At 40.6% G+C, this 14,882-nt stretch carries 27 protein-coding genes; all 27 read left to right on the top strand.

Annotated elements, in window-relative coordinates; translation table 11 throughout:
- Nucleotides 1-11: 11 nt before the first annotated feature.
- Nucleotides 12-209 (top strand): helix-turn-helix domain-containing protein, encoded by a 198-nt coding sequence (locus ACTJJQ_RS17960; protein WP_008360767.1) that lies wholly within the window; start codon nt 12-14, stop codon nt 207-209.
- A gap of 108 nt (nt 210-317) precedes the next feature.
- Nucleotides 318-563, top strand: a complete 246-nt coding sequence (locus tag ACTJJQ_RS17955; RefSeq protein ID WP_440600478.1) for a helix-turn-helix domain-containing protein — start codon at nt 318-320, stop codon at nt 561-563.
- 2 nt (nt 564-565) lie between these two features.
- Entirely contained in the window at nt 566-835 is a 270-nt protein-coding gene (locus ACTJJQ_RS17950; RefSeq protein ID WP_008360770.1) for a hypothetical protein, read from the top strand.
- Nucleotides 836-1,012, top strand: coding sequence for a hypothetical protein (locus tag ACTJJQ_RS17945; protein ID WP_155887876.1), 177 nt, complete (start codon nt 836-838; stop codon nt 1,010-1,012). It begins immediately after the preceding gene.
- 175 nt (nt 1,013-1,187) lie between these two features.
- Nucleotides 1,188-1,382, top strand: coding sequence for a hypothetical protein (locus ACTJJQ_RS17940; RefSeq protein WP_008360772.1), 195 nt, complete (start codon nt 1,188-1,190; stop codon nt 1,380-1,382).
- Entirely contained in the window at nt 1,379-1,597 is a 219-nt protein-coding gene (locus ACTJJQ_RS17935) for a YqaI family protein (RefSeq protein ID WP_008360775.1), read from the top strand. The genes ACTJJQ_RS17940 and ACTJJQ_RS17935 overlap by 4 nt, the downstream gene beginning before the upstream one ends.
- A gap of 102 nt (nt 1,598-1,699) precedes the next feature.
- Nucleotides 1,700-3,682, top strand: coding sequence for an AAA family ATPase (locus ACTJJQ_RS17930; protein WP_410685484.1), 1,983 nt, complete (start codon nt 1,700-1,702; stop codon nt 3,680-3,682).
- Entirely contained in the window at nt 3,679-3,924 is a 246-nt protein-coding gene (locus ACTJJQ_RS17925) for a hypothetical protein (protein WP_008360779.1), read from the top strand. The genes ACTJJQ_RS17930 and ACTJJQ_RS17925 overlap by 4 nt, the downstream gene beginning before the upstream one ends.
- Entirely contained in the window at nt 3,917-4,663 is a 747-nt protein-coding gene (gene bet, locus ACTJJQ_RS17920) for a phage recombination protein Bet (RefSeq protein ID WP_008360781.1), read from the top strand. The genes ACTJJQ_RS17925 and bet overlap by 8 nt, the downstream gene beginning before the upstream one ends.
- Nucleotides 4,660-5,364, top strand: coding sequence for an MBL fold metallo-hydrolase (locus tag ACTJJQ_RS17915; protein WP_440600471.1), 705 nt, complete (start codon nt 4,660-4,662; stop codon nt 5,362-5,364). Before bet ends, ACTJJQ_RS17915 begins: the two co-directional genes overlap by 4 nt.
- 201 nt (nt 5,365-5,565) lie before the next feature.
- Complete coding sequence (locus ACTJJQ_RS17910; protein ID WP_440600470.1) at nt 5,566-6,375, top strand: hypothetical protein; 810 nt, start codon at nt 5,566-5,568, stop codon at nt 6,373-6,375.
- A gap of 5 nt (nt 6,376-6,380) precedes the next feature.
- A complete protein-coding gene (locus ACTJJQ_RS17905; protein ID WP_440600469.1) occupies nt 6,381-6,677 on the top strand; it encodes a replicative helicase loader/inhibitor in 297 nt (98 codons plus the stop codon).
- Nucleotides 6,649-7,941 (top strand): replicative DNA helicase, encoded by a 1,293-nt coding sequence (gene dnaB / locus ACTJJQ_RS17900; RefSeq protein WP_440600468.1) that lies wholly within the window; start codon nt 6,649-6,651, stop codon nt 7,939-7,941. The genes ACTJJQ_RS17905 and dnaB overlap by 29 nt, the downstream gene beginning before the upstream one ends.
- A 202-nt stretch (nt 7,942-8,143) precedes the next feature.
- Nucleotides 8,144-8,593 carry a RusA family crossover junction endodeoxyribonuclease gene (locus tag ACTJJQ_RS17895; protein ID WP_008360797.1) on the top strand — a complete coding sequence of 150 codons (450 nt, stop codon included), beginning with the start codon at nt 8,144-8,146 and terminating at the stop codon, nt 8,591-8,593.
- On the top strand, nt 8,581-9,276 hold the full coding sequence (locus ACTJJQ_RS17890) for a hypothetical protein (RefSeq protein ID WP_440600467.1): 696 nt from the start codon (nt 8,581-8,583) through the stop codon (nt 9,274-9,276). Before ACTJJQ_RS17895 ends, ACTJJQ_RS17890 begins: the two co-directional genes overlap by 13 nt.
- Nucleotides 9,277-9,563: 287 nt before the next feature.
- Nucleotides 9,564-9,845, top strand: a complete 282-nt coding sequence (locus ACTJJQ_RS17885; protein WP_440600466.1) for a hypothetical protein — start codon at nt 9,564-9,566, stop codon at nt 9,843-9,845.
- A 73-nt stretch (nt 9,846-9,918) separates the two neighbouring features.
- The gene (locus ACTJJQ_RS17880) at nt 9,919-10,122 is read left to right on the top strand and encodes an XtrA/YqaO family protein (protein WP_138277977.1); all 204 of its coding nucleotides are present in this window, start codon (nt 9,919-9,921) and stop codon (nt 10,120-10,122) included.
- Nucleotides 10,123-10,154: 32 nt separating this feature from the next.
- Nucleotides 10,155-10,379: a hypothetical protein gene (locus ACTJJQ_RS17875; RefSeq protein ID WP_440600465.1), complete on the top strand. Its 225-nt coding sequence runs from the start codon at nt 10,155-10,157 to the stop codon at nt 10,377-10,379.
- A gap of 208 nt (nt 10,380-10,587) precedes the next feature.
- Complete coding sequence (locus ACTJJQ_RS17870; protein WP_216099088.1) at nt 10,588-10,788, top strand: DUF6877 family protein; 201 nt, start codon at nt 10,588-10,590, stop codon at nt 10,786-10,788.
- Nucleotides 10,789-10,891: 103 nt separating this feature from the next.
- Nucleotides 10,892-12,151, top strand: a complete 1,260-nt coding sequence (locus tag ACTJJQ_RS17865) for a DNA cytosine methyltransferase (protein WP_440600464.1) — start codon at nt 10,892-10,894, stop codon at nt 12,149-12,151.
- A 17-nt stretch (nt 12,152-12,168) separates the two neighbouring features.
- Complete coding sequence (locus ACTJJQ_RS17860) at nt 12,169-12,381, top strand: hypothetical protein (protein ID WP_332277016.1); 213 nt, start codon at nt 12,169-12,171, stop codon at nt 12,379-12,381.
- 1 nt (nt 12,382) lies between these two features.
- Complete coding sequence (locus tag ACTJJQ_RS17855) at nt 12,383-12,691, top strand: hypothetical protein (RefSeq protein ID WP_264432449.1); 309 nt, start codon at nt 12,383-12,385, stop codon at nt 12,689-12,691.
- The gene (locus ACTJJQ_RS17850; RefSeq protein WP_440600463.1) at nt 12,691-13,146 is read left to right on the top strand and encodes a hypothetical protein; all 456 of its coding nucleotides are present in this window, start codon (nt 12,691-12,693) and stop codon (nt 13,144-13,146) included. Before ACTJJQ_RS17855 ends, ACTJJQ_RS17850 begins: the two co-directional genes overlap by 1 nt.
- Nucleotides 13,143-13,418 (top strand): hypothetical protein, encoded by a 276-nt coding sequence (locus ACTJJQ_RS17845; RefSeq protein WP_440600462.1) that lies wholly within the window; start codon nt 13,143-13,145, stop codon nt 13,416-13,418. The genes ACTJJQ_RS17850 and ACTJJQ_RS17845 overlap by 4 nt, the downstream gene beginning before the upstream one ends.
- Before the next feature lie 14 nt (nt 13,419-13,432).
- Nucleotides 13,433-13,843 (top strand): hypothetical protein, encoded by a 411-nt coding sequence (locus ACTJJQ_RS17840; RefSeq protein ID WP_440600461.1) that lies wholly within the window; start codon nt 13,433-13,435, stop codon nt 13,841-13,843.
- Nucleotides 13,844-13,997: 154 nt separating this feature from the next.
- Nucleotides 13,998-14,201 (top strand): hypothetical protein, encoded by a 204-nt coding sequence (locus ACTJJQ_RS17835; RefSeq protein ID WP_268396833.1) that lies wholly within the window; start codon nt 13,998-14,000, stop codon nt 14,199-14,201.
- A gap of 70 nt (nt 14,202-14,271) precedes the next feature.
- Complete coding sequence (locus tag ACTJJQ_RS17830) at nt 14,272-14,655, top strand: ArpU family phage packaging/lysis transcriptional regulator (protein ID WP_269104337.1); 384 nt, start codon at nt 14,272-14,274, stop codon at nt 14,653-14,655.
- The last annotated feature ends 227 nt before the right edge of the window (nt 14,656-14,882 follow it).

Here is a 14,882-nt window from a genome sequence, read left to right as displayed (position 1 = left end):
GAGATAAAAATATGCCAACAAAATCAACTATGAACGTTCAAGAAACGGCTGATTTTCTTGGGGTACATCACGACACTGTTTACACAATGGTGAAAGAGCGGCAAATACCATTCTTCCGAGTAAGAAAAAGAATCTTCTTTAAAAGAGAAGTTCTTGAAGAATGGCAAATGTCACAAATGGAATCCAACTTTCAGCCAGTGATTGATTAAGAATTTACCACCTTAGAATACAGCGGATATATGAGTTTTGCTGTTCCAATTCGGAACATGTTCCAGATAGGAACATTGAAAGGGGGTGGGGAGGTTGTGAAGTTGGGTGTGGTGCTTCGCAAAGCAAGATTGCAGGCAGGCATTTCCCAAGAGAAGCTTGCGGAAATGCTTAGCCGCTCTCGAAGCTGCATATCGAAGATCGAGAATGATCAAAAGATGCTTGATGTTCCTACATACGTCAGGTGGATGGAAGCAACTAATGCAAAAGAAGCAATGATTGCTACATTATGCGGCATTGATCCACTGACAGTCACACAGCAAATTACCGCCATTATGGCTTTGTTTGGAGGATGAAGATGAGAAAAGCGATTTTCAAGAGCATTGATCATGAAGGGATAACAGCTGAAATGATCTGTATTGAACAACTGCAAAAAAGATTAATGAAAGCATTAGAGCGTGCGGATATAGATACGGCATTAGCAGCTCACAAAGATATTGCTAAATCTTTAAAACAAATTCAGCAATATGAAAAACAATCAACGGTGAAATTGTTGAAGGCAGCTGCAAAGATTACGCCAGTAACATATCCGAAATCGTTAAAAACAAAAATGAAAGGATTGATTTAAATGAAGTTTGTATTTGTGGCAAGCAAGTTAATGAAAGCGAAGGAAGTCATTGAGGTATGTAATGAGCGGTTCAGTGAGGAAGGAGAAATTGCACTGGCTCAAATCGAAACGCAATTAAAGTCACGTATGGATTTTGAACAAAGAAAAAAGCAGCAAGCTCCTACACTCACTGCTTAAATCGAATATCGAAATGATCGAATTTATTATATCGCTCTTTAAAGAGCACGACAAGTTTTATTCTTGTCGTCCGGCTTGCGGATGGACAATGCACACACACCATCCCCTCAAATCATGCACCATCCGCAGTCGGACGATGCGAATAAGCATCAATAACTAATAGGAGGAAAAAGTAATGAGAGAAAAACCTGTTATTCAACCCTTTTCAGAGAAACGTGACGATCTAGTCCGTTTAACGAAAGTTGGAGGATCAATTGTGATTACTTTTCATGGGGAACCTATTTTCTTTTTCCCGAATCAAGAGGCTTTTGAAGAATATAAAAAGCTCACTGCTGATGCGATCCGAAGAAAGGTTGGTGTTTTAGCATGAACATTGAACATCCAATGATCACTCAAATAAATGCCACTGGATACCCAAAAGGCGTTGAAGTGGTTGATGTTGTTGGAACTGACTACTTCGGGGATGAGATTTTCTCAAATGATGAGTATGTCATTGATAGAAATGCGGGTGAAATGATCCTCGTTGATAACTTGGAACGCTATCTGAAGGAACAACTCGATTTTACCTTTGTGAATGCAAATTAAAAAGGTTCACTCCCACAAGTGAACCAATTACAAAAAAAAGAAAATAAAAGTGTCAACCCCTATTATAGCAGGTTGGCACTGTAAATCAATGGAGGCTTGTTCATGACCAAAAATATCAGGTTGGCAGAACTCCATCTATCAAATTTCAAGGGTGTAAAATCATTCACCCTTGAAACAGGTGGAGAAAGTGCAAAGGTCTATGGTGATAACGCTACAGGCAAAACAACGTTGTTTGATGCGTTCACGTGGCTGCTCTTTGATAAAGACAGCCAAAACAAAAAAGACTTTGAGATCAAGACGCTCTCAAAGGATAACAAAGCGGTAAGCGGCGTGGAGCATGAGGTATCGGCTGTCTTACTAATTGATGGAAAGTCGGTTGAGTTGAAAAAGGTCTATTCAGAGAAATGGACCAAGAAACGGGGATCAGCAAAGCAAGTCTTCTCTGGCCATACGACTGACTACTACGTCAATGACGTGCCGGTTAAGAAAAAAGAGTTCACTGAGAAGGTCAATGACATTATCTCTGAGGATATTTTCAAACTCATTACGTCCCCAAGTTATTTCAACGAACAAATGAAGTGGCAGGATCGCCTAAACGTTCTCATGGAGATCGGTGGTGCTGTGACTGATGAGGACGTTATTTCAAAAAACAATTCATTGTCAAAGCTTCAATCCATCTTAGATGGAAAAAGTCTTGATGAACAAAAGCGCATCCTTGCTGAAAAACGTAAAAAGATCACTAAACTCCTGGAGCAATATCCGGTACGGATCGATGAAATCAATCGTTCTATTGATGATGTCAGTGATCTTAACCATGAACAACTGAAAGAAGAGCTAAAAGCTCTTGAGTCATCACTTATGGCATTGGAAGATAAAGTCCGCTCTATCAGATCTGATGCAGGTGCAGATCGTAAGAAGCGTATGCTTCAGCTCGAAGGCGATCTGCAACAAATTATGAATGAGTATGACTCAAAAAGATTTCAGGTAGTGAATGAGAAAAAAGAAGCCTACTACAAAGCGAAAAACGATCTTTCTCAAATCCAGAATGATCTCAGTAATTTGATCACGAAGAAAGAGCACTTAACATCTTTTCTATCTCAAATAGATAAAGAGCGCTTTGAGTTGCGAGAAGAATGGTCTAAAAAGTACGAAGAATCGTTTGAGGATCATCAAACAGATTGTCCAACATGTGGACAATCATTGCCGGAAGAAAAAATTCAAGCTGCTATTGAGAAATTCAATTTGCAAAAAAGCGCCTTCCTTGAGCGCATAGCCGATAAGGGAAAGCAATTAGGAATTGAATATGACAATAAGCAAAATGAGCTGTATGAAGTTGATGAGCAACTTCAAAAGTTGAATTTGGAAGAGAAATTTAAGGCTTCAAATTTAGAAAAACTGAAAGAAAATATGGAACAAGCTGAAGCGTCTATTGCTCCGCTTTCCGATAATCCAATGTATCTAGACAAGGTAGAGGAGCTTGAAAAGATCAATAACGAGATCCAGTCAGATGAGCAGGAGACAAGTGGAGCTGTTCAAACGATTAACGAGCAGATCAAGGAAAAAAAGCAAGAAATGAAATTGGTTCTTAATGATCTACTTTGCATTGATAAAGCCAAACAAGCTCTGAAACGGATTGAAGAGCTAAAAGATGAAGAACGTAAAATGGCTGATGAATATAACGAGGTAGAACAGCAGTCATTCCTGATTGAAGAGTTCATCAGAACCAAGATGAACCTTATGGAAGAACGGATAAACAGCAAATTCAAGTATGCTCGCTTCAAATTGTTTGAAGAGCAAGTCAACGGCGGTTTAACAGAAACCTGTGAAACGCTGTATGAAGGTGTGCCTTACTCCAAAGGCCTAAACAATGCGGCACGAATCAATGTCGGTTTAGATATCATCAATACGTTAAATGAGCATTATGGTATTTCTGCGCCGATTTTCGTTGATAACAGCGAGGCGGTCACGTGTCTTATCGATGTGAATGCTCAAGTTATTAGCTTGATAGTATCCGACAAGGACAAGCAGCTGCGAGTTGAAACTGATGACAACTTGCTGACTGTAGATTGTGAGGTGATCGCATGAGTGAAGTGGTAGAGGTGAAAGTTCTTTCAGGTATAGGTTGGGAAGATTGCAAACGTGAAAAACTTCTGATTGATGGTAAACAGGTCATGGACGTTCGTCCGCTTTCTGAATGTCCTGAAGATGCAATCTTGGAAAGAGACTTAAAAGGTCCATCGGATTTTGCTGAAATGCTAAAGACCTTTCTAAGAGAGCATAAAGGCAAAAAGGTCAGATTTATTTATGAGGAGGATACGGATGAGTAATCAACAATCAAATCCAAACACAAAATTGATGGAAAAACCTTCAGTATTTGCTGTGAATGGAGAAGAGGTAAAACTCACAGGGAATACGGTGAAAACCTACTTAGTACGTGGTAATGCAGATGTAACGGATCAAGAAGTGGTCATGTTTATCAACCTATGCAAATACCAGAAACTCAATCCATTTTTGAATGAGGCATATCTGGTGAAATTTAAGGGATCGCCAGCACAAATTATTGTTGGAAAAGAAGCATTTATGAAGCGTGCTGAAAACAATGAAGAATTCGCCGGAATACGTGCAGGAATTATTGTTGAACGGGACGGTGAAATGGTGGATATAGAGGGTGCTATTAAACTACCAAATGACAAATTGTTAGGTGGATGGGCCACCGTTTATCGAAAAGATCGTGAAACACCTACACCGGTTCGGATAAGTTTTGATGAGTTCAGCAAAGGTCAATCAACTTGGAAAACGATGCCGATGAACATGATCCGCAAAACAGCCATTGTTAATGCTTTAAGGGAAGCCTTTCCTAATTCTCTTGGAAACATGTATACGGACGAAGAAACACAAACACCGGACACAACTGAAACAGTTGCTCGTGAAGTAAATGAAAATGCGAATTCAGAAACTATTGATATGGATTATACCGTTCCAGAAGAACCGATAAAGGAGCCAGAAGAGAAGCAACAGCCATCTGACTCAAAACCTTCAGCTTTAACCGAGGAGCCACCATTTTGATTGAGATCAAAGCTATATCGTCAAGCAGTAAGGGGAATTGCTATCGGGTGACTGATGGTAAAACCCCGCTCCTTTTGGAGTGTGGTATCACTTTCAAAGAGATGCAACGTGCTTTTGATTTCGATATAAGTTTCGCTGGTTGTCTCATCACTCATGAACATGGTGATCACTGCAAGGCATTGAAAGATGTTTTGCGTGCAGGAATCGACTGTTATATGTCTTCTGGAACGGCACAAGCTCTCGGAGTGGAAAATCATCACAGAATCAATCTTGTAAAAGCCCGACAGACGTTTAGGATCGGCACGTGGCTTATTATGCCCTTTGATGTGCAACACGACGTATCAGAGCCGTATGGCTTCCTATTGGCTAATGAGGATGGAGACAAGCTCCTCTTTGCCACTGACACCTATTACATCAAATACAAGTTTCCTGGACTCACGCACATCATGGTTGAGTGCAATTACGCAGAGTCCATTTTGGATGCAAATATCGAAAATGGAAGCATTCACAAAAGTATGCGTAATCGGCTCATACAGTCGCATTTCAGCCTTGAGAATGTAAAGACATTCCTAGCCGCAAATGACTTGTCAAAAGTGCAGGAAATATGGTTATTGCATCTATCTGACACAAACAGTGATGAGCGGTTGTTTAAAGAAGAAATAGCAAAACAAACAGGAAAGGTTGTCTATATACCAAAATGAGCGAGCTTTTTAAAACAGCTTATCCCTATTGTTTTATTACGTTGGCGATGTCAGCCGCTCCGCAGATGCGGAAAAAGGTATTAATGATGTATATCACGACATATATGGCCAAGTATGAACCGCATCTCGAATTGATCGACATCAAAGGCAAATACGCTATTTGTAGACTCAAACGCAAATAGTTGGGAAGGAGGAATTTGTTTGTCTACTGGATGGATTAAATTACATAGAGCAATTAGAAATCACTGGCTCTATGAAGAAGATAGAACTTTTTCAAGATATGAGGCATGGCTCGACCTTTTAATGATGGCAAATCATAAAGACGCAAAGGTGAAGCTCGGACTGGAAATAATTCATGTTCCTGAAGGAAGTTTAATCACCTCAGAATTGAAACTAATGGATCGGTGGAAGTGGGGGAAAGCCAAGACTAGAAACTTTCTGAAACTTCTCGAAAACGACGAGATGATTATTAAAAAATCAGACCGCAAGAAAACCACCATAACCATTTGTAATTACAGCGTTTATCAAGAAAAAGAAACCAAAGTTAGACCGCAAGCAGACCACGAGCAGACCGATCATAGACCGATTGCAGACACAAACAAGAATGTAAAGAATTTAAGAAATAAAGAATTAAAAGAAGAAGAGGAGAAGTCGCCAGTAGGAAATGATTCTCCTTTCCAACAAATCGAAGATAAATACTTGTCTCGAAAAGGTGGATTGATGATAACTCCTGCTGATGCACAGGCCATCGAAAGAGTTATTCATGAAAAAATACCACTTGAAGACATAATGAAGTGGATCGACGAGATATTCGATCAATACCGACCAAGACATAGAGCAGATGGCATAAAATCGTTTACTTACCTGGAGAAGGGCATTCTTGATCGATGGCATGCCAAAAACAATCCACCGAACAACATATCTGAATTTAAACCTAAGAAACAACAAGACAACTTATCAGCATTAGCTCAATACGCCAAAGAAAAAGGCATTAAGTTTGGAGGAGGATGATTAGCATGAATAGCATGACCGAAGAACAAGCGATGGCTATCTTAACAAGGATAGCTGCTGCCTATCCTAGATTTGAACTCTCTACAGATGCGATCGGAAAAGAAAGAATCAAGATTTGGTTAGAGCATTTAACTGCACTGCCGTATGAACCTGTTTTAAAAAAGATCAATCAGCATATCGCTGAAAAACGATTCCCACCTGTCATTGCTGAGATACAGGTCAACCAACCAGAGAAAAATGAATTTCTAGAGAAGCAGGAAGAGTGGGTAAGAAATGCAAAATTTGCGAAACGTAGAGGCTGAACAGTTTTTATTGGGTTGTATCATCATTGAGGGCGACCTTATCAAAGAAACTACACTTGAGCCCAAACATTTTGCTGAGGAACGACATAAACAGATTTTTAAAGCGATGAGGGAAGTGGACAAGCTAGGCAGACAGGTTGAACTAGCAAATATATCAGCTTCCTTGGGCGAAGCCTTAGCAGCTGTTGGGGGATTTGAATACTTAACTAACCTAGCAAGTGCTGTTCCATCTACTCATTCATTTGAAACCTATGAAACATTAATTTACGAGGCTTTTAGACTTAGAGATTTGCAAAGTGCTGCTTTAGCATTTGCCAGTTCCCCAACTGATGAAGGTATCGTCGAGTTGTATCAAAAAACGATTGAAGCTCAAGAAGTAGGCGTTCAAGAGACTCGAACGAAAACAGATGTTTTAACAGAAATCTTCATGAGTTTGGAAGAAGAAAAGGGTGATGTCACTGGAGTAGACACTGGTCTAGCAGATCTTAATGCTATGACTGGAGGTTTGCAAAAAAGTGATTTGATCATTGTGGCTGCGCGGCCATCAGTGGGGAAAACCGCTTTTGCACTAAATCTAGCTATTAACAATGCTTATAAAAAAGGTGTAACTGATATTTTTTCCCTTGAGATGTCTGATACACAATTGACACATCGGATGTTAAGCAACATCGGAAGAATCGAGAACACTAAGTGGAGAAATCCAAAAAAATTCTTTAGTGCGGAAGATCATGAGAACTCCAGTAAAGCAATGGGCGTATATGAAAAACTAGATATTCATATTCATGATAAGCCATCTCAAACCGTTGCTGATATTCGTTCTAGAATTAGAAAAACCAAGAATGAACACCCTGATCAAGATCATTTGGTGATTATTGACTATTTACAGTTGATCACTCCTATCGGGAAACCAGAAAGTAAAAACCATGAAGTTGCGGAAATAACACGAGAATTAAAGCTTATGGCCAGGCATTTTGAGGTTCCAATTGTTCTGTTATCTCAGCTTTCACGTGGAGTAGAACAGCGACAAGATAAGCGTCCGATGTTGTCCGATCTGCGTGATTCTGGAAGCATCGAGCAGGATGCTGATATTGTTACGTTCCTCTATCGTGACGACTATTATGACAAGCAAAGCGAATCTAAAAATATTATTGAAATCATTTTTGCTAAACATCGTAATGGTGCGACAGGAACAGTAAATTTAGCATTTGCGAAAGAGTACGGCAAATTTGTAAATCTATCGCGGCAAATGGAAGCCGCTATGTGAAATGAGGAATGAATATGTCAATCAATAGCAAACAGCGCAAACAGTTCTTGCGCAAAGAATTGAAGCGCGTTGGATATAAACCAAGTGAGAATGAAAATCTCGAAAAGCTATCACTCTATGATCTCGAAATGCTAGTCATTTCAGTCAAGGGTGAGCGAGGAAATAAGGTTTTAACATATAACGCGAGGATGGAGGCATTCGAATGAAAATAGCATTCACCATTTACGCTGAGCCAGTTGCACAAGGAAGACCGAGGGCTGCACACAGGAATGGGATGACAAGGCTGTATGATCCGAAAAAATCAAGAGATTTTAAGTCTTACGTGAAGCTGGCTGCAAGTGATCATCGTCCAGAACAACTCCTTACAGGTCCTCTGGAATTGAGGGTTAAAGTTTACAAATCCCTACTAAAAAGTTTCAGCAAGAAAAGGGCCGCAGAAGCTGAAAGAGGCGAGCTGAGACCAGCTAAGAAGCCAGATGTTGATAACTACATCAAAGGGATAAAAGATGGCCTGAATAAAGTGATTTGGCAGGATGATAGTCAAATTGTTGATCTGCATGTAAGTAAGTTCTACAGCAGCACACCAAGAATTGAAGTCGAAGTATCTACTCTTACACCAACCCACGAGGAGGAACAAATATGTCTTTTATAAATTTCAATGGAAAAGTTAAAAAAATGAATCACAAGCCTAAAGGGATTACAGAATTAGTGTTGGAAGTGCCAACAAAGGAGCTAGGTAACAGAATTCAAAACCTTGCAGAAATGATTGATAAGGACGTGAAAGTGGAGATTGAAAGTGACATTGTCCGCTATAACGTTCAAATCAATGCGAACACTGAGCGACCGATCGTAAATTATCAAGTAGACCAGAGCGGCGTGGTTCACATAGCTGATCCTGAGCCGGAACAGTTAGAGGCAGAATTGGGCTTACCTGCAGAAAAACCAAAAATTGAAGAAAAACCGATGGAGATTAAACGTGAAGTGGTGGATCAATTCATCGTTGAAGGTATGGCTCCAGAACTGGACGGTTTTCCTGAAAATATGTCAGAGATCGCGAAGCGTCGCATTGAAGGTGAATCATACCGGAAGTTGGCCACTGAGCTTGAAATGTCCTCCGGTGCAATCGTTGATCTGATCAATGACTACCGAGCAGCGGTTGCTCCGCTCGCTGAAACATGGTGGGACTGGAAGCAGGATCAAGCCAACGAAGCTGGACCGATGCAAACCAAGAATGAAGAAGCAGCTGAAGACGAAAAGGGTTCAGAAGATAGTGTTCCAGATGAATACGATCTTCCTAAAGATGATCAAAAAGATGAGGAAGACGGGGCTGCATAAGATGGCACGCAAACGCTCAAAACGGTGGTTCTTGCTTTATCGCGAAGAGGATGGACAGCGTGTCCACCTCTACGAACCACTTAAAAAATATGAACTACACAGTCGGATCAGGAAAGGATGGAGGGTTGTCAGATGATTAATAAAATCAAGTTTTTCTTCAAACATAAGCACTTCTTTTGCTTCAAATGTAGAAATATAGTTTCGGTGCAGCGTGGTTATTGGTTGGAATTTAGCACACGGGTTTTTAATGGTCCTTACTGCTCGAAGTGTGGAAGGAGCTTCAGGAAATGAAACAGATTGTAGAAGGCGATTGGGTGGAAGCTTTGGGTGAAGTTGCACGCAAAATGTTTCATATATCTGGTTACGTAATTAAAGTTACTGACAAAAATATTTTAGTGAAGCCGCTTAAGGGTAAGTCTACAGCTGTTCCTAAACATTGGGCTAAAAACTTGGATGTAACAATTACTGAAGATGATTTGAAAGCTCTTATTGACTTGTCCTTAGACTTAAATGACGAAGACCTATTTAGAATGTGTGTACGTGATTTACAAGCTCTTCAGGGCAAATAAAAAGAACCAAAGCACAAGGCTCCGGCTCTAATGAATCTCGACAATTCATTATAACATGGGAGGCCTTGTGCGCATGAATAATCCTTACAAACATATAGACTCTAACATCTCCATTGATAACTTTATGACCAAAGGAGAAGTGAAAGTCATTATCCTAGATGGCCATTCCGATGAAGTGTTCTTGGTGGAAGCACCTATTTACGGGAAAACCGAAATCACTACACGTGACGGCCAATTCACAAATTTAAATTATTCGAGTTCACACAAAATAAAATAGCAGGAGCTTCCTCCTGCAGGGAGGCAGTCAAAATGAAAGAAATCTGGTATTCAAAATCTCCTCACGCTGAATTTTGTATCGTCAATACAGCGAGCGGATATGTTGCCTATTGGCGTTCTACTCTATTAGCAAACGGGAAATGGAGCGAGTATGACACATATCAATCCTATCCAGCAGCACGCCGGAATCTTGGGAAAATCGGCTGTGCCGGAAGTATGAAAAGGGTCGAGCGGTTGCCGTGGGAAAGCGTGGCATGACTTTGAAGGGAATATGTCTCACTGATAAGTTTACACCGCTAGAAAAGGGTGTAGAGTACTTTCTCTTTCCTCTCGGTGCCGCTCATTATTATGTATCAAAATTTGATAGTCCTGGTTCACACTATGGAGCATTTGAAGCCAGGCATTTTTCAATAAAGCAAAAAGAACAACATCAGGAACAGCTGACACTGTTCTGAGGGAGGATCATATGGAGTTTAAACCATCTGAAAACATGTCATATGAAGGGCTTTGGATGGCTCTGGATGACATCAAACGGCGTATAGGGGATGCGGTGCTGTCTGGTGATCGCATCAATAGCCCTTACATCAAAGGACAAAGAAAAAAAGCTGAAACAATTAAAGATGAGCTGCTGCGCCGATTTGATCAACAAGCCAAGCAAGCAGAATGAAAAAAAGAGAGGGATTATTGATGGAGAAGCATGAGTCGAACGGGCCTGTCATATTCACACTGTTGGCTATCATAGCGATCATTTTTGTTGCTGGGTTGATCCAATGAAACAGATTGATCTATTTAGAGAAATCATAGTGGACAATTTTGCAGGAGGCGGGGGAGCGAGTACAGGTATCGAGCTTGCCACAGGCTTATCAGTAGATATAGCTATCAATCACGATCCTGCTGCCATTGCAATGCATGAGGCTAACCATCCTGACACAGAACATTATTGTGAATCTGTGTGGGATGTTGATCCTAAACAAGCAGTTAAGGGGCGGAAAGTCGGTCTAGCGTGGTTTTCCCCTGACTGTACTCACCATTCAAAGGCAAAAGGCGGCAAGCCTGTAAAACAGAGCATCAGAGGGCTTGCGTGGATCGCTGTCAGATGGGCGATAGCTGTTAAGCCACGCGTCATCATCCTTGAAAACGTTGAGGAATTTAAAGACTGGGGTCCTATCTCTAACGAAGGTAAACCCATCAAAGAGAAAAAGGGGCAGACATTTCAATCATTTGTAAAAGCGCTCAAATCACTCGGATATGAAGTGCAGTTTAGAGAATTAACGGCTTGCAACTATGGAGCGCCAACCATACGAAAAAGATTCTTCATGGTTGCTAGATGTGACGGAAAAGAAATCGTATGGCCAAAGCCAACTCATGGTGATCCTGAAAGTCTTCTTGTTCAAACGGGAAAGCTCAAGCCGTGGCGATCGTCTTACGAGATTATAGATTGGTCCATAGGGGTTCCTAGTATATTCAGCAGAAAGCGGCCGCTAGTTGAAAATACGATGAAACGAATCAAAAGAGGCATTGATAAGTTCATCGTAAACAATCCAACTCCTGTATTGGTACCGGATAAGAGCAAAGCTGCTTTCTTGATTAGCTATTACACAGAGAAATCAGAAAAGGATGTAAGAGGTCTTTCGCTTGATCGACCATTACACACAATCACAGCTGGCGGCAATAGATTCGGATTAGTGACCGTTGCATTTTTGACTAAGTATTACGGTCAAGGCGTAGGCCAGCGACTAGACGAGCCATTGCATACCATTACAACCAAAGATCGTTTCGCATTAACAACAGTTTGCACTAATGGTCAGAGGATCGCAGACATTGGATTGCGTATGTTGCAACCAAACGAACTATTTGCAGGGCAGGGGTTCCCACCTGGATATACATTCAACATTGGTAATAAATCCGACCAAATACGCAGGGTGGGGAATAGTGTTCCACCTCAATTCGCAGAGCAGCTCGTTCGGGCTAACCTCCCTGAGATGTGCGTACCAAGTCATCTTAATAAATATCATAAGAAAGCTAATTAATAGAGAGGAAGATCATTATGAAACTGAGAAGCATTTTTTATTTAAACGTACAAGGCATACGACTTTTGGGAGGATGGGATCACTATCCTAGTGAGGACGAAATGCGAAACGCATTAATTGATATGTATGGATCGTGTACTAAATTAGGAGAACGGCCAATTATTTTTGAAGTCATTAAGCAGAACACGTTTTATCAAGGCGATATACAAGATCTGCAGGAGGGTCTCTGATATGAAAACTGTGCCAGCGATTGTATTTAAAAATAAACATACTGAACGCTACCTAAGCTATGGACCTGATTTTATGGATTTAACCGATCCTAACGGAGATGTAAAAGAAATTACAGATGCGTTGTGTCTCATTAGAAAAGATCGTGAGAAGCCAAGTGATCAAGATTTAACCGATTTTTACAACATGGTGTCTCAACACAATGCTCCTCTTGATATTAACGATCTCAAAAACTGTTACGATCCTGCTCATGTTGATTATACAATCGAAGAATTTGAAAGGATCAAGGCAAGACATGAGGAGGAGTATTGATGGACATTCTCGTGAGATACGTCTTTAAACACCGAGCCACTGGAATCATTGAAACTAAGGTATTTTCAATCAGCCAATTAGAAGTGCAGCCAGCGAAGAATCTGACACCCTGCTTTGATGAAACAGAATATGAGTTAATCGCACGGAACCTTTGTGCAGATGAAGAGAAAGATATTTTTGTAGGTGATTTAATCAAAGTTTCCCATTTTTCTGGTGGATATGTGGCGGTTGTGAAATTAGGAAAATATGAACAGGATGGGAGCGGCGATGAGTACGAGCCTTCAAAATGTGTAGGTTTTTATGCGGAAGCGGTAAACCCAAAAGTCACTGATGAAGATGGCTTTGAAGTTGTACCTGACTATCTCGTTCAAAACTCAATGATTGAGCTTGATTACTATCAACGCATCGGAAACATCTATAAAAATCCGGAACTGTTAAAAACGGAGGGTGAATGAAAGAAATGAAATTTTACAAAGTAAACGATCCATATATTGCGCTTATTAAAGCGAAAACCAAAGAAAATGCACTGAAAATATATAAAGAAGAAATCGCAGATGATGATGGTAGCTTATCAAAAAATATTACCGAAGTTACGGAAACATATGCAGCAATCAGATACAGCCGAGCCAAAGGCGAGGACAACAAAATAATACCAGTAGAAGAAGTGCTTGAGGATATAACAAACGAAGAAGAAATGACTCTGATCTTTGATGGAAGTTTGATATGAGGAAGGGTAACATTATGAAAAAACTACTAATCACACTATCTATCATTGTGGCTGCGGTGCTTTGTGCGCCGTCAGCCGCAGCTGTAACGAGCGGATATAAAACAGTGGCCGGACACACAATCAGCGTATCAACGGATGCAAATTCATACACTCCTCGCGCTAGGTCAATCGACGTGACAGCACGCAAAACAGGAAGTGAAACGGTCTATTATCGTTTCACGCTTCAAAAGAAGCTGAATGGTAAATGGAAAGATCAGCGGTTCAGCTTGGTCGGATCATTTAAGAACGCCACACCAGCAAAGGAATTTTACACGGTAAATCATACATCTGGCACGCACCGGATTAAGATGACAATCTACCGAAATAAAAATTGGACAGGCGTCAAAGGTAATATCTACACGCCCGCTTTCGAGGTGCGGAAATGACAATCAGAACATGGAATGACTTAATAAAAAAGTATTTCCCTGACGCTGATGATAAGCGATGTGAATTTATCTTGTGGGAAAAAACTGCTTTTCCTCTTGTACCTGTGGAAACTATTGAAAGGCAGCTGCAAGAATATGCCGAGGAGGTCAAGAAATGATGAATGTACGAATTGTTGATGACAATTATAAAGAAATATCTATTCAACCGATTGATATTAAAAAGGTTGATAACTTGATTCGTTTAGTTGCTAAGTATGGGATTGCTGATTTAGATGGAGATAAATATAAATACGAGTCAGCTATATATCTGCCGTTGGAGAATGCGTTTGAGATCAGGGTTTTTCCAATAGAAGAATAAATCATACGACATAGATCAGTGCAAAATTGCCCTGGTCTATGTCTTTCATTGTTTATAGGAGGTTGAGGAAATGGGAGCTGAACAATTGTCCTTACTGCCAGGGATCGATGAGAAACAAGTCAGAAATGCTCTTATCAAAGAGCTGAAGGTCTATAGAGCCCTGAAGGTGTTGGAGGAAAACAGAAAGGAACAGGAGGCAAACGGCGCAACAGGCCTTTTTCCTTCTCTCAGGAACCAGGAAGTTTTAAATGAACTGAAGGTCCGGCAGATAGAAAGAGCGCTAGAAAACAGCCTAGACGAAATAGAGCAAGACATCATCCGGATGAAATACCTGACATCACGTGTGGTAAAGGATTTGGAGGTGTGTGAAGAACTGGGTCTGAAGAAAGACCGGTATTATAAATTGAAGAAGCAAGCGACGTTTAACCTTTCGACAGCACTCGGAATCATATGAGTGCTGTTTTTTATTTACATTGCCGATAAAAAACCGATAAAAAGCCGACAAAAAGGGGGATAAAAAGGGGACCTTTTTTCCTAAGTGGATCATCGTATGATAGAGACAAGCAAAACGAACGTGAATATTTTGTCCAGAAGGAAGAACCTGCGGACGCTGATCATTGAGCACTCTAAGTGCCTTGATTGGTGTCCGCTTTTTTTATTGGGAGACGCGCCTTTCCCTTA

It is taken from the genome of Bacillus sp. 22483 (genome assembly GCF_052044605.1).
Lineage (GTDB): Bacteria > Bacillota > Bacilli > Bacillales > Bacillaceae > Bacillus > Bacillus altitudinis.
This window is presented reverse-complemented; position numbering and strand designations above follow the sequence as displayed.

Excerpts from the sequence above, each read along its gene's own strand:
- ACTJJQ_RS17960 (WP_008360767.1), top strand. The coding sequence starts at position 12 with ATGCCAACAAAATCAACTATGAACGTTCAAGAAACGGCTGATTTTCTT.
- ACTJJQ_RS17950 (WP_008360770.1), top strand. The coding sequence starts at position 566 with ATGAGAAAAGCGATTTTCAAGAGCATTGATCATGAAGGGATAACAGCT.
- ACTJJQ_RS17945 (WP_155887876.1), top strand. The coding sequence starts at position 836 with ATGAAGTTTGTATTTGTGGCAAGCAAGTTAATGAAAGCGAAGGAAGTC.
- ACTJJQ_RS17940 (WP_008360772.1), top strand. The coding sequence starts at position 1,188 with ATGAGAGAAAAACCTGTTATTCAACCCTTTTCAGAGAAACGTGACGAT.
- ACTJJQ_RS17935 (WP_008360775.1), top strand. The coding sequence starts at position 1,379 with ATGAACATTGAACATCCAATGATCACTCAAATAAATGCCACTGGATAC.
- ACTJJQ_RS17930 (WP_410685484.1), top strand. The coding sequence starts at position 1,700 with ATGACCAAAAATATCAGGTTGGCAGAACTCCATCTATCAAATTTCAAG.
- ACTJJQ_RS17925 (WP_008360779.1), top strand. The coding sequence starts at position 3,679 with ATGAGTGAAGTGGTAGAGGTGAAAGTTCTTTCAGGTATAGGTTGGGAA.
- bet (WP_008360781.1), top strand. The coding sequence starts at position 3,917 with ATGAGTAATCAACAATCAAATCCAAACACAAAATTGATGGAAAAACCT.
- ACTJJQ_RS17905 (WP_440600469.1), top strand. The coding sequence starts at position 6,381 with ATGAATAGCATGACCGAAGAACAAGCGATGGCTATCTTAACAAGGATA.
- dnaB (WP_440600468.1), top strand. The coding sequence starts at position 6,649 with ATGCAAAATTTGCGAAACGTAGAGGCTGAACAGTTTTTATTGGGTTGT.
- ACTJJQ_RS17895 (WP_008360797.1), top strand. The coding sequence starts at position 8,144 with ATGAAAATAGCATTCACCATTTACGCTGAGCCAGTTGCACAAGGAAGA.
- ACTJJQ_RS17890 (WP_440600467.1), top strand. The coding sequence starts at position 8,581 with ATGTCTTTTATAAATTTCAATGGAAAAGTTAAAAAAATGAATCACAAG.
- ACTJJQ_RS17885 (WP_440600466.1), top strand. The coding sequence starts at position 9,564 with ATGAAACAGATTGTAGAAGGCGATTGGGTGGAAGCTTTGGGTGAAGTT.
- ACTJJQ_RS17880 (WP_138277977.1), top strand. The coding sequence starts at position 9,919 with ATGAATAATCCTTACAAACATATAGACTCTAACATCTCCATTGATAAC.
- ACTJJQ_RS17875 (WP_440600465.1), top strand. The coding sequence starts at position 10,155 with ATGAAAGAAATCTGGTATTCAAAATCTCCTCACGCTGAATTTTGTATC.
- ACTJJQ_RS17870 (WP_216099088.1), top strand. The coding sequence starts at position 10,588 with ATGGAGTTTAAACCATCTGAAAACATGTCATATGAAGGGCTTTGGATG.
- ACTJJQ_RS17865 (WP_440600464.1), top strand. The coding sequence starts at position 10,892 with ATGAAACAGATTGATCTATTTAGAGAAATCATAGTGGACAATTTTGCA.
- ACTJJQ_RS17860 (WP_332277016.1), top strand. The coding sequence starts at position 12,169 with ATGAAACTGAGAAGCATTTTTTATTTAAACGTACAAGGCATACGACTT.
- ACTJJQ_RS17855 (WP_264432449.1), top strand. The coding sequence starts at position 12,383 with ATGAAAACTGTGCCAGCGATTGTATTTAAAAATAAACATACTGAACGC.
- ACTJJQ_RS17850 (WP_440600463.1), top strand. The coding sequence starts at position 12,691 with ATGGACATTCTCGTGAGATACGTCTTTAAACACCGAGCCACTGGAATC.
- ACTJJQ_RS17845 (WP_440600462.1), top strand. The coding sequence starts at position 13,143 with ATGAAAGAAATGAAATTTTACAAAGTAAACGATCCATATATTGCGCTT.
- ACTJJQ_RS17840 (WP_440600461.1), top strand. The coding sequence starts at position 13,433 with ATGAAAAAACTACTAATCACACTATCTATCATTGTGGCTGCGGTGCTT.
- ACTJJQ_RS17835 (WP_268396833.1), top strand. The coding sequence starts at position 13,998 with ATGATGAATGTACGAATTGTTGATGACAATTATAAAGAAATATCTATT.
- ACTJJQ_RS17830 (WP_269104337.1), top strand. The coding sequence starts at position 14,272 with ATGGGAGCTGAACAATTGTCCTTACTGCCAGGGATCGATGAGAAACAA.